The 12,300-nt window shown below is 63.8% G+C and carries 8 protein-coding genes; 6 read left to right on the forward strand and 2 right to left on the reverse strand.

What is annotated here, in order from left to right:
* Positions 1-175: 175 nt before the first annotated feature.
* Positions 176-568, forward strand: coding sequence for a hypothetical protein (locus RHP72_RS00380; RefSeq protein ID WP_054781538.1), 393 nt, complete (start codon positions 176-178; stop codon positions 566-568).
* A gap of 422 nt (positions 569-990) precedes the next feature.
* Positions 991-1,368, forward strand: coding sequence for a DUF4192 family protein (locus RHP72_RS00385; RefSeq protein WP_064688044.1), 378 nt, complete (start codon positions 991-993; stop codon positions 1,366-1,368).
* A 154-nt stretch (positions 1,369-1,522) separates the two neighbouring features.
* On the opposite strand, the gene RHP72_RS00390 is transcribed toward RHP72_RS00385, so the two are convergent.
* Positions 1,523-2,962: an NAD(P)/FAD-dependent oxidoreductase gene (locus RHP72_RS00390; RefSeq protein ID WP_311094175.1), complete on the reverse strand. Its 1,440-nt coding sequence runs from the start codon at positions 2,960-2,962 to the stop codon at positions 1,523-1,525.
* A gap of 556 nt (positions 2,963-3,518) precedes the next feature.
* Here RHP72_RS00390 and gltB point away from each other — a divergent pair.
* The 3 genes from gltB (at position 3,519) to RHP72_RS00405 (ending at position 10,642) form a co-directional block, all read left to right on the forward strand.
* On the forward strand, positions 3,519-8,117 hold the full coding sequence (gene gltB, locus RHP72_RS00395) for a glutamate synthase large subunit (RefSeq protein WP_083058061.1): 4,599 nt from the start codon (positions 3,519-3,521) through the stop codon (positions 8,115-8,117).
* The gene (locus tag RHP72_RS00400; protein ID WP_003943594.1) at positions 8,110-9,561 is read left to right on the forward strand and encodes a glutamate synthase subunit beta; all 1,452 of its coding nucleotides are present in this window, start codon (positions 8,110-8,112) and stop codon (positions 9,559-9,561) included. The genes gltB and RHP72_RS00400 overlap by 8 nt, the downstream gene beginning before the upstream one ends.
* 184 nt (positions 9,562-9,745) lie before the next feature.
* Positions 9,746-10,642, forward strand: a complete 897-nt coding sequence (locus RHP72_RS00405; protein WP_185564487.1) for a cutinase family protein — start codon at positions 9,746-9,748, stop codon at positions 10,640-10,642.
* On the opposite strand, the gene RHP72_RS00410 is transcribed toward RHP72_RS00405, so the two are convergent.
* Positions 10,643-11,194, reverse strand: coding sequence for a DUF732 domain-containing protein (locus RHP72_RS00410; RefSeq protein ID WP_058227389.1), 552 nt, complete (start codon positions 11,192-11,194; stop codon positions 10,643-10,645).
* A 213-nt stretch (positions 11,195-11,407) separates the two neighbouring features.
* Here RHP72_RS00410 and RHP72_RS00415 point away from each other — a divergent pair, with 213 nt between their 5' ends.
* Positions 11,408-12,280 carry a hypothetical protein gene (locus RHP72_RS00415; RefSeq protein ID WP_311094176.1) on the forward strand — a complete coding sequence of 291 codons (873 nt, stop codon included), beginning with the start codon at positions 11,408-11,410 and terminating at the stop codon, positions 12,278-12,280.
* The last annotated feature ends 20 nt before the right edge of the window (positions 12,281-12,300 follow it).

Genomic DNA, 12,300 nt, shown 5'->3' on the forward strand with positions numbered 1-12,300 from the left:
GTGTGGTTGTCGGCGCCATGAGTAGCAGCCTTTGGGAGGGGATCTCCACCGGTTCCGCGATTGCCGCAGCCTTTGTACTGGCACGCCTGCTCATACGGAGTTTACCCTGGCCATCGTTGACAGCGGGGGCGTAATCTTCGACCGTTCATCGGTACCGTTTGTCGGATTGGGAGGGATGCAAGCCGAAATCGGGTGGCTCACCCTCGCGCACGAAGTGACCGCCCGCGAAGCTGTCGCCCATGCTCGCCGTCGCGACCCGCCGCGCCTAGGACGCCGGACAGATCGCACCCTCACGGGTGAATCGGGTTTACGGCCGAGTCGAGCGCGCCGCCGCACTGCACGGAATCCGATTCCGATGGTGAACGCGCCGAGGGCAGAGACGATGGTGGATCCGCAGATGTTCACCGGATGCGTTCTCGCGGGATGCCCGAATATCGTGGCCGAGGACGGAGAAATCTGCTCGCAGTGCCGCCGCATCTTCGGCGACATGATCAGGCCCGTATCCGAGCGAGAGTGCACCGAGACCACCGAACCCCACGGCCCGCCGCGACCGGAGCGCAGTTGTTGACCCGACGCAATCAACGGTGCTGGTTGTGCGAGCAACGCCGCACCTGTACCCGGGTCGGTGGGCAGTGGGAGTGCTGCGACTGCACGCGGCCGGTGGAAAGGTGACGCCTGCCCGGCGGCCGGCCACCTTCGGTGTCCCCCGACATGAACTCCGCTGCGCTCCGTTCTGTGAAAAAGCATTGATTTGTTTCTCCTTCTGGCCTTCCGATTCTCGTCGGCGGTGACCTGCGCGCAACCCCTGGCGGCGCAAGCGCCGGCCGATGGCTCCGAGAAATTTTCGCCACTCGCAAGCTCCCGTCAAAATTTTCTCGGCCCAGGGGTGGCACTCCAGCCCCCTCATGCCGACGCGATTCTCCTTTGCCAGAAGGCGAAAAAAATTGGCGGGGCACGAGGCCCGGTCACTTTCACAGCAAGGGGAACGACATGCAGAACATCCGTTTGAGGACCGCCACCGACGTCTTGGCCGCAATCCCGGCGTTGCTCGGATTCGTCCCCGTCAGTTCCGTCGTGATGATCGCTCTCACCGGATCACCGGCCATGCTCGCGTTCGCTGCGCGCACCGATGTCATCGGTGCCGATGCGGCAGCCGACTACAGCACCGCACTCGAGCAAGCCGCAGCCACGTCGGTTATCTGGGTTGTCGTCGGCGCCGGTCCGGTGGCAGCCGCCGGACTCGATCAGATCGAGGCAGCTCAGCGCGAGCTCGACAGCAGGGGAATCCGCAGCGTCCGCACCCTTTTCTCGGAGTCTCTTGAGGTCGGAGCGGGGTGGTTCGACACCAACGGCGAGGTGCCTGATTAGCACTGCATGTCCTGCGTCTCATGCCATTAGTTGCCCTTTCGTGGGTTCGCTTCGGCCATGGGCCGGGCATCTTCGTTTCGTCCGTGTTGGCTGACTGGGTTAGGTGACCATTCAGAAGTCGTTTGTCCGAAATGTCGTCCCCATCGGGGACGCCTCAACCCCGAGACTTCAGCGCCGCCCGCGCGGCATTGAACCCACCCATCCCGTGAACCCCGCCGCCCGGCGGAGTTGCGGACGAGCAGAGGTAGACGCCCGGGGCGCCGGTGGCATAGGGGTCCAGTCCGAACCGGGGGCGCGCGATGATCTGCCGCGCAGTGTTCGCCCCCGCGGAGATGTCGCCGCCCACATAGTTGGGGTTGTACGCCTGCATCTGCGGCACATTGCGCACGTGGACGCCCACGACCCGGTCCCGGAACCCCGGCGCAAAGCGCTCGATCTGACGCGTGACCGCATCGGTGGCGTCACCCGGATAGCCATGCGGTACATGCGCATACGCCCACACGGGATGGATGTCTCCGACGGAACGGGAAGGGTCGGCCAAGAACTGCTGGCCCAACAGAATGAAGGGCTTGTCCGGCATCTGACCCCGAACGGTCTGGCGTTCGACAGCAGCAGTTTGCGAAATCGTCCCGGACAGATGCAGGGTGCCGGCCTTGCGGGCATGCGGATTCGTCCACGGCACGACGCTTCCGTCGGAATCACCACGCACGGCGTAGTCGACCTTGTAGGCGGCGGTGCCGTAGCGGAATTTGCGGTAGGCCCGGGCGATGCGGTCGGGCTGCCGACCGTCGAGCAGACGACCGGCAGCGTCGGGTGCGATGTCGAGCATGACGATGTCGTAACCGGCGATCTGGGAGTAGTTGGTGACCCAGTTCCCGGTTTCGATGGTGCCACCGAGGCTGCGCAGGATCGACGCGAGGGCGGCTGCAATTGAGCCCGAACCACCTTGCGCGACAGGCCAACCGTGAGCATGAGCGGCCGCAGTGAGCATCGAGCCGACAGCACTGGAGAGTGGAAGGGTCAGCGTCCCGAACATGTGCGCCGCGACGCCACCGAACAATGCCCGCGCCTGTGGGGTCTTGAACATCCGCGCGAAACCCGTCGCGGGAAGCAGAGCGCCCGTCCCGAAACGGGCGAGCATCAGCGGGTGCTTCGGGACGTGGACGATCGGCTGGAAGACGTCCTGCACCAACTCGTCGAAGTTCTCGGATAGGTATCCGAAGACGTCGAGCCACCTCTTACCGTCGGCACCCAATCCGTCAGCGGTCCGGTTGATGTCGCGCCACAGAACCCCGGCGGTGCCGTCGTCGAGTGGATGGACCAGATCGATCTCGGGCCACAGCCACGTCAGGCCATGTTTGGCGAGCCCGAATTCGCGGTCGAGGGCCTTGAAGTAGGGAGAAGCCAAAGCGGTGGGATGGAAGCCGGAGCAATCGTCGTGGACGAGTCCGTCGACTATGTATTCGCTGCTGCGGGTGCCGCCGCCGATCTTGTCCGCACCCTCGATGACATGGACGTCGATTCCGGCGCGGGCAAGTTCGATCGCCGCCGCGAGACCGTTGGGGCCACTGCCCACCACTACTGCTGTTGTCATTTGCTCTTCGCCACCCGTCTTCTCAAGGGTGAGCCTACGGAAATTACAGCGATGGCATTCTGCGAGCAAACAATTCAGGCCTAGACCTTGGTTGATCGATCAACTTTTGTTACAGTTCGAGGCGCACTGGCCGCAGCTGATTCTTATCGCTGCGGCCAGTTGTTGCATTCATCGCCCATCGCGCCTGTTTCCTGCGGATTCGGTATCCTGTGAATCGGAACTTCTCTGCACAGACGCAGCTCCGAAATCTGTCGAGGGGCCTTCTGGCTCCCTGCATCGCCGCAGTTCAGAGCAATTATAGGGCTACCTTAGTTGCGCCCGTGCCGGGGTTCTGAATTATCGTTTTCGTTACACGGTTGACTCACAAAAGTTTCAACCGACCGAAGACTCACGTCGCCGGGTGCCAGAACGCACACCATCGCGTCTGCGCAGGGCGGCTACTTCGGTGGTACCGAACACATCGTCGTGTCGGTGCTTTGAAGGACTTGCATTGCAAGTTGATGGCCATCAGCGCTGCTGGTCGTCGGTGCATCTTTATGGCATACGAAGGCTGGGTATGAAGCAACTTCCAGGCCCCCAGGGCCTCTATCACCCGTCCAATGAGCACGACTCCTGTGGAGTCGCATTTGTTGTCGACATGCATGGTCGCCGCAGCAGGGACATCGTCGAAAAGGCGATCACCGCTCTGGTCAACCTCGAGCATCGCGGCGCTGCCGGATCCGAACCCAACACGGGTGACGGTGCGGGCATTCTGCTGCAGGTTCCCGACAAGTTCTTCCGAGCTGTCGTGGACTTCGCGCTGCCCGCCGAAGGCGCGTACGCAACCGGTATCGCATTCCTCCCGCAGGGCGATGCCGATGCACACGAGGCTGCTGCTGCAGTCGAGAAGATCGTCGTCGAAGAGGGCCTGAAGGTTCTCGGCTGGCGCGAGGTCGGAACCGACGACTCCTCGCTGGGCGCATTGGCGCGCGACGCGATGCCGACGTTCCGTCAGATCTTCATCGGCTCCGAGGGTGACAAGTACACCGGCATGGATCTCGAGCGTCGTGCATACGTGGTGCGTAAGCGCACCGAGCACGAACTCGGCTCCGAAGGCGCCGGCAAGGGTGGCCCGGGTAGCGAGACCGTGTACTTCCCCAGCCTGTCCGGCCAGACGTTCGTCTACAAGGGCATGCTCACCACCCCGCAGCTCAAGGGTTTCTACCTCGACCTGCAGGACGATCGTGTCGAGAGCGCACTGGGCCTGGTCCACTCGCGCTTCTCCACCAACACGTTCCCGTCGTGGCCGCTGGCGCACCCGTTCCGCCGGGTCGCTCACAACGGTGAGATCAACACCGTCACCGGCAACGAGAACTGGATGCGCGCTCGCGAGTCCCTGATCGACAGTGACGTCTTCGGTGGCCGCGAGAACCTGGACAAGATCTTCCCGATCTGCACCCAGGGCGCCAGTGACACCGCTCGTTTCGACGAGGTGCTCGAGATGCTGCACCTCGCCGGCCGCAGCCTGCCGCACGCAGTTCTCATGATGATCCCGGAAGCCTGGGAGAAGCACGAGAGCATGGACCCCGCTCGTCGGGCGTTCTACGAGTACCACTCGGCTCTCATGGAGCCCTGGGACGGACCGGCGTCGGTGTGCTTCACCGACGGCACCGTCATCGGCGCCGTGCTGGACCGCAACGGTCTGCGTCCGTCGCGTCTGTGGATCACCGAAGACGGCCTCGTCGTCATGGCGTCGGAGGTCGGCGTCCTGCCGATCGATCCGTCCACCGTGGTCCGCAAGGTCCGCCTCCAGCCCGGCCGCATGTTCCTCGTGGACACCGCGCAGGGCCGGGTCATCAGCGACGAGGAACTGAAGAACGAACTCGCTGCCGAGCACCCGTACCAGCAGTGGATCGACGAAGGTCTGATCCACATGGACGACCTGCCGGACCGTCCGTACACGTACATGTCGCACGAGCGCGTCGTCCTGCGTCAGCAGCTCTTCGGTTTCACCAACGAAGAGGTCAACCTGCTGGTCAAGCCGATGGCTCTCTCCGGTGCCGAGGCACTGGGCTCGATGGGTACCGACACTCCGATCGCCGTGCTCTCGTCACGTCCCCGGATGCTGTTCGACTACTTCTCGCAGCTCTTCGCTCAGGTCACCAACCCGCCTCTCGACGCGATCCGTGAAGAGGTCGTCACCAGCCTCGGCGCGACCATCGGCCCCGAGGGTGACCTGCTGCACCCGAATGCGGACTCCTGCAAGCAGATTGCGCTCCCGCAGCCGATCCTGCACAACGACGACCTGTCGAAGCTCGTTCACGTCAACGACGACGGCGAATTCCCGGGCTTCCGCAGCGTCGTGATCCGCGGCCTGTACCCCGTCAAGGAAGGCGGCGACGGTATCCGTCGTGCGCTCGAGGGCATCAAGTACCAGGTCTCGCAGGCAATCGAGGGTGGCGCACGCATCGTCGTGCTCTCGGACCGTGAGTCCACCGAGGATTACGCGCCGATCCCGTCGCTGCTCCTCACCTCGGCCGTGCACCACCACCTGGTTCGCGAGAAGTCGCGCACCAAGGTCGGTCTCATCGTCGAGGCCGGCGACGCCCGCGAGGTGCACCACATGGCGCTCCTCATCGGCTTCGGTGCCGCAGCGGTCAACCCGTACATGGCTTTCGAGACCATCGACGAGTTCCTGCAGAACGGCGAGCTCGAAGGTCTGACCCTCGAGAAGGGCATCGCGAACTACATCAAGGCAGCCGGCAAGGGTGTCCTGAAGGTGATGTCCAAGATGGGCATCTCGACGCTCGCGTCGTACACCGGTGCTCAGCTGTTCCAGGTCATCGGCCTCTCGCAGGAGCTGACGGACGAGTACTTCACCGGTCTGCAGTCGCAGCTCGGTGGCATCGGCCTCGACCAGATCGCAGCCGACGTCGAAGCACGTCACCGCATCGCGTACCTCGATCGTCCCGAAGAGCGCGCTCACCGCGAGCTCGAGGTCGGCGGCGAGTACCAGTGGCGTCGTGAAGGCGAGTACCACCTGTTCAACCCGGACACGGTCTTCAAGCTCCAGCATGCAACTCGCACAGGTCAGTACGAGGTGTTCAAGGAGTACACGACCATGGTCAACGACCAGTCGGAGCGCCTTGCCGCTCTGCGTGGTCTGTTCGACTTCAACATCGGCAAGCGGCCGTCGATCTCGATCGACGAGGTCGAGCCGGCCAGCGAGATCGTCAAGCGTTTCTCGACGGGTGCGATGAGCTACGGCTCCATCTCCGCCGAGGCTCACGAGACTCTCGCCATCGCGATGAACCGTCTGGGCGCCCGCTCCAATTCCGGTGAGGGCGGCGAACATCCGTCGCGCTTCACGCCGGACGAGAACGGCGATCTGCGTCGCAGTGCCATCAAGCAGGTCGCGTCGGGACGCTTCGGTGTCACCTCGCACTACCTGAGCAACTGCACCGACATCCAGATCAAGATGGCGCAGGGAGCCAAGCCCGGTGAGGGCGGCCAGCTTCCGGCTCACAAGGTGTACCCGTGGGTGGCCGAGGTTCGGCACTCCACGCCTGGCGTCGGGCTGATTTCGCCGCCGCCGCACCACGACATCTACTCGATCGAGGATCTCGCTCAGCTGATCCACGACTTGAAGAATGCCAACCCGCAGGCCCGCATCCACGTGAAGCTGGTCTCCGAGGTCGGCGTCGGAACGGTCGCGGCCGGTGTCTCCAAGGCACATGCCGACGTCGTTCTGATCTCCGGTCACGACGGTGGCACCGGTGCCACCCCGCTGACCTCCGTCAAGCATGCGGGCGCACCGTGGGAACTCGGCCTCGCCGAGACCCAGCAGACGTTGCTGCTCAACGGTCTCCGTGACCGCATCGTCGTGCAGGTCGACGGCCAGCTCAAGACGGGTCGCGACGTCGTCGTCGCTGCCCTGCTCGGCGGCGAGGAGTTCGGTTTCGCCACCGCACCGCTGGTGGTCTCGGGCTGCATCATGATGCGCGTCTGCCACCTCGACACCTGCCCCGTCGGTGTCGCGACGCAGAACCCGTTGCTGCGTCAGCGTTTCAGCGGCAAGCCGGAATTTGTCGAGAACTTCTTCATGTTCATCGCCGAAGAGGTTCGCGAGCTTCTCGCGGAACTCGGTTTCCGCACGCTGCTCGAAGCCGTCGGCCAGGTCGACATGCTGGACACCACGCGCGCTCTCGATCACTGGAAGGGAAGCAAGGCAGGCAATCTCGATCTGTCGCCGATCCTGACCCAGGTCGAGTCCGCGTTCATGGACCAGGACGTCCACTGCACCGGCACGCAGGATCACGGTCTGGACAAGGCACTCGATCAGCAGTTGATCGTCTCGGCCCGCAACGCACTCGACAAGGGTGAGGCGGTCTCCTTCGAGTCCGCGATCACCAACGTCAACCGCACGGTCGGCACCATGCTCGGCCACGAGGTCACCAAGGCGTTCGGTGGAGAGGGCTTGCCCGAGGGCACCATCGACATCACGTTCACCGGTTCCGCCGGTAACAGCTTCGGTGCTTTCGTGCCCAGCGGTATGACCTTGCGCCTGCACGGCGACGCCAACGACTTCGTCGGCAAGGGCCTTTCGGGCGGACGCATCGTCGTACGCCCGCCGCTCGATGCAGCGGAAGGCTTTGTCGCCGAGGACAACATCATCGGTGGCAACGTCATCCTGTTCGGCGCCACCAGCGGCGAGGCTCTGCTTCGCGGTGTCGTCGGCGAACGCTTCGCAGTCCGTAACTCCGGCGCCACTGCCGTCGTCGAGGGTGTGGGCGATCATGGTTGCGAGTACATGACGGGTGGAAAGGTGGTCATCCTCGGAGCCACCGGACGTAACTTCGGCGCCGGCATGTCCGGTGGCGTCGCGTACATCTACAACCCCGACAAGGCATTCGAGAAGAACCTCAACACCGAACTGGTGGACCTCGAGGATCTTTCGGGCGACGACTTCACCTGGTTGAAGGGCGCCATCGAACGTCATCGCGACGAAACCGGCTCCGAGGTTGCAACGCGCATCCTCGCTGACTGGTCGCAGCAGGTGGGTCACTTCGCAAAGGTGATGCCCCGCGACTACAAGAAGGTTCTTTTGGCCATCGCGGCCGCAGAGAAGGATGGCAAGAACGTGGACGAGGCAGTTATGGAGGCAGCTCGTGGGTGATCCAAGCGGCTTCCTGAAGCACACGTCGCGCGAACTTCCGGTTCGCCGGCCGGTGCCGTTGCGCCTGCTCGACTGGAAAGAGGTCTACGAGGAGTTCCCGAAGGAAACCCTCAAGACCCAGGCCAGCCGTTGCATGGACTGCGGAATTCCTTTCTGCCACAACGGTTGCCCTCTCGGAAACTTGATTCCCGAGTGGAACGACCTGGTCTACAAGGACCACTGGCACGACGCCATCGAGCGTCTGCACGCGACCAACAACTTCCCGGAGTTCACCGGTCGTCTGTGCCCCGCACCCTGTGAGGCGTCCTGTGTCCTGGGCATCAACCAGGATCCGGTCACCATCAAGCAGGTCGAGGTCGAGATCATCGACAAGGCCTTCGACGAAGGGTGGGTCAAGCCGGTTCGCGCCGCGCACGCCACCAACAAGAAGGTTGCGGTTGTCGGCAGTGGTCCGGCCGGTCTGGCTGCAGCGCAGCAGCTGACCCGCGCCGGTCACGCAGTGACGGTCTTCGAGCGGGCAGACCGCATCGGCGGCCTGCTGCGCTACGGCATCCCCGAGTTCAAGATGGAGAAGCGGCACATCGACCGCCGTCTCGAGCAGATGGAAGCCGAAGGCACCGTCTTCAAGACCAACGTCAATGTCGGCGTGGACATCACCGCGGACGAGCTGCGTGAGCAGTTCGACGCAGTGGTTCTGGCCGGCGGCGCCACCGCAGCTCGCGATCTTCCGATCCCGGGCCGCGAACTGGACGGCATCCACCAGGCGATGGAGTTCCTGCCGATCGCCAACCGCGTGCAGTTGGGTGACCTCGACGCTCCCACCATCACCGCTGAGGGCAAGAAGGTTGTCATCATCGGCGGCGGCGACACCGGAGCGGACTGCCTCGGCACCTCGCACCGTCAGGGTGCGGCCAGCGTCCACCAGTTCGAGATCATGCCGCGTCCGCCGGAGACTCGCGCCGAGCAGACTCCGTGGCCGACGTACCCGCTCATGTTCCGCGTGGCTTCGGCTCACGAGGAGGGCGGCGAGCGTCTGTTCTCCGTCAACACCGAGAACTTCGTCGGTGAAAACGGCAAGGTCACCGGACTCAAGGCTCACGAGGTCGAGATGAAGTCGGGTCGCTTCGAGAAGGTCGAGGGCTCGGACTTCGAGCTCGAAGCCGATCTCGTGCTCCTGGCAATGGGCTTCGTCGGTCCCGAGAAGCCGGGTCTGCTCACCGATCTCGGTGTCGACTTGAACGAGCGTGGCAACGTCGCCCGCACGTCGAAGTGGAACACCAACGTCGACGGCGTGTTCGTGGCCGGCGACATGGGCCGCGGCCAGTCCCTGATCGTCTGGGCCATCGCCGAGGGACGTTCCGCAGCAGCCGCTGTGGACACCTACCTCGAGGGTGTCACGGCCCTTCCGTCACCGATCCACCCGACAGCGGCTCCGCAGCGCTAGAGGCTCTCACAAAGCCGCACCCCACCGCATTCGGTGGGGTGCGGCTTTGTTTCTGCAAGCAATTCGCACGATCTGTAACAAACCTTCATCAATCGTGCATCGGACAGACACAACGCCCAGACAGTATGATTCCGGAGCACCGATAGTGGTGTATGGGTTGCTGAAGGTAAAACAGGGGAGTTTCATGCGTGCGAGGCGTCTCGTTGCGGTGTTGTCGGCATTTGCTGCGGCAGTAGTGGTACCGGTTGTCAGTGCTCCCGTGGCGTCGGCTGATCCCTGCCCCAGCCTGTACGTCGTGGCCATCCCGGGAACCTGGGAGCCCTCGGGCACCAGGCCCGGCGCCGGCATGCTCGCCCCGGTGACCAACGGGCTTCCGGGCTCCGTTCGCACCGATTACGTCACCTACTCGGCGACGGCCTTCCCGTGGGAGTCCAACGTCTACGCCAAGTCGAAGCAGCAGGCTGTCGACAATGCCCGCGGCATGATCGGCGCTATGGCCGCCTCGTGCGGTGACACTCGCTTCGCCATCGTCGGGTACAGCCAGGGCGCCGACGCGGCAGGCGATCTCGCCGCCGAGATCGGAACCGGCATCGGCGTGGTCCCCCCGACTCGCGTCGAGGGCGTCGGCTTGCTGTCAGATCCCCGTCGTTCCGAGTCCGACGTCCTGATCGGCCCCGCTGTCGGCGGTAACGGTGCCAGCGGCCCTCGCATCGGTGGATTCGGTTGGCTGTCAGGCAAAACGGTGACGCTCTGCGCGGTCGGTGACCTGTACTGCTCGACGCCGAAGGACGATTTCGTGATGCGTCTGGCCGGATTCATGGCTCAGGCGTCCGATCCCACTCCGGCCAGTGCGCTCGCGCTGCGCGACGAAGCGGCCGTGATCGTCAACGATCTGATCACCGCAGGCGGGCTCCCCGCTCTGATGGCCCAGCTCGATCCGGGCGCGAATTCGCGTCGCATCGATCAGCTGGTCGACTTCTACGGCTCGCAGGTCCACACCGACTACACGCGTTACGTCGTTGACGGCGCAGGCAATTCGGCTACATCCTGGCTGCACGGCTGGTTGGCCGGCAAGGCCTGATCAGCAGTACGTCTGCTCCGCCGTGTCGACGTAGATCTCGGCAATGCGCTGCGAGGACATCGGCGTGATCTGTGAGTACACCTCGCCGACGGAGTTGAACTCCGCCAGCACTTCGGACCGAGGCATACCGTCAGCGAGAGCCTTGCAGGTGCCGTCGGCGTAGAGGATCTCTGCGGAATCCATTCCGGCGGGCGGGATCCCGGCCAGACGCAGCGCGGCGATATACCGCTGTCCCTTCTCGCCTGCGTTCGCGACGATCTCTTCCGGTGAGCGTGCATCGATTGGTGCGTTCGCCGGTGGCGCTACCGGTAGTGATACCGCCGGTGGCGTCGATTCGACGACGCTCGGCGCGGCTTCCGGTGTTGTTGCGGCGAGCGGGCTGGTCGGCAGCTCGGAAAGCGTACTGGGGGCAGTCGAACTCGACGTCGCCGCGACCGACGTGCTGGTGGCAGCAGAAGTGGATTCCGATGCGTCGCTGTCGGATTGGCTGCTGCAGCCGCTGAGGAGTAGGCCCGCTGCCGCGACGCAGAGGACCAGTCTGTTCGTGTTCATCACCCGTGAGTGTTACACACCGTACCGCTTATTTTGTCCGTTTTAAGGAAACTCCCTTTTGCCCTGTTTTTAAGTCGAAGTCCTGTGATATACATCTGTTCAGTTGTTACTTGTGAGTAGGAGCACACCGCAAAGACCTTGTCGGCGGCGGTCGAAACACAAGCAATGACTGCGAGTTTCGTCCCCCATCACATAAACGGCAGGGAGAAATCAGTGCAGAAATCTCACAAGAACGGCAACAGACGTCTCGGCACGCGCGTGGCCGTCATTGCAGGTACCGCAGGTGCGGTCCTCGCGTTCGCGGCGCCGATGGCCTCGGCTCAGGATCCGGTCGACAATTCGATACCCGGTGCCGCAGTGTGTCAGGCTACTGCCGAATCCTGTGTGTCGGTTGTGGTTCAGAGCGGAACCTTCGACAACAACGGCTTCAACCTCCCGATCGGAAAAGGCGACATGATCATCGCCGCCGAGGCCGGCTCCGGTGAAGGTGAGTCCACCGTTCTTCTCCCGCGCGACGACGGACACCACGGTGTCTACTCCAAGCCGTTGACCGTTCCGGGTGGAGTCCTCGGAATCGACCTGCCGTTCGGCAATCTGTTCGGCCTCGCCGCAGTCACCGCCGAGGTGGAGGCGACCGCTGCCCCGACCCTCAACGGCATCATCACCGACATGGATCTGAGCATCCCGGTGCGGATGAAGATCAACAACGCGTTCCTCGGCGACAACTGCTACCTGGGCTCCGCGGCTGCGCCGGTGAATCTTCGTCTCGCGCCTGACCCGTCGGTGGTACCGACCTACACGGTGCTCCCGGACAATGCACTGAAGGTGAGCCCGGTCGGGAACCAGGCCACCGGCTTCGCGCTGCCCGCCGCCAGTGGTTGCGGACCGTTCGGAGTGCTGAACCCGATCGTCAACTGGCGAGCAAAGGTACCGGCCACGTCGGGAACCTCGCTCAGCACGATCTCCGACGCCTACCTGTACCCGGGCGGCCTCACCGGTAGCGATCCTCTCGACGATCTCGGTGGCGGAACAGGATCCAGCGGTTCCAGTGGCTCGAGCGGTTCGTCCGGAAGCTCCGGTTCCTGAAAACTCGGATGCCTTGAAGC

Source organism: Rhodococcus sp. SG20037, from assembly GCF_031763325.1.
In the GTDB taxonomy this organism is placed as follows: domain Bacteria; phylum Actinomycetota; class Actinomycetes; order Mycobacteriales; family Mycobacteriaceae; genus Rhodococcus_F; species Rhodococcus_F qingshengii.

What these genes read in the sequence shown, in the direction of transcription:
- RHP72_RS00380 (WP_054781538.1), top strand. Translation starts at nt 176, where the DNA reads ATGCAAGCCGAAATCGGGTGGCTCACCCTCGCGCACGAAGTGACCGCC.
- RHP72_RS00385 (WP_064688044.1), top strand. Translation starts at nt 991, where the DNA reads ATGCAGAACATCCGTTTGAGGACCGCCACCGACGTCTTGGCCGCAATC.
- RHP72_RS00390 (WP_311094175.1), bottom strand. Translation starts at nt 2,962, where the DNA reads ATGACAACAGCAGTAGTGGTGGGCAGTGGCCCCAACGGTCTCGCGGCG.
- gltB (WP_083058061.1), top strand. Translation starts at nt 3,519, where the DNA reads ATGAAGCAACTTCCAGGCCCCCAGGGCCTCTATCACCCGTCCAATGAG.
- RHP72_RS00405 (WP_185564487.1), top strand. Translation starts at nt 9,746, where the DNA reads ATGCGTGCGAGGCGTCTCGTTGCGGTGTTGTCGGCATTTGCTGCGGCA.
- RHP72_RS00410 (WP_058227389.1), bottom strand. Translation starts at nt 11,194, where the DNA reads ATGAACACGAACAGACTGGTCCTCTGCGTCGCGGCAGCGGGCCTACTC.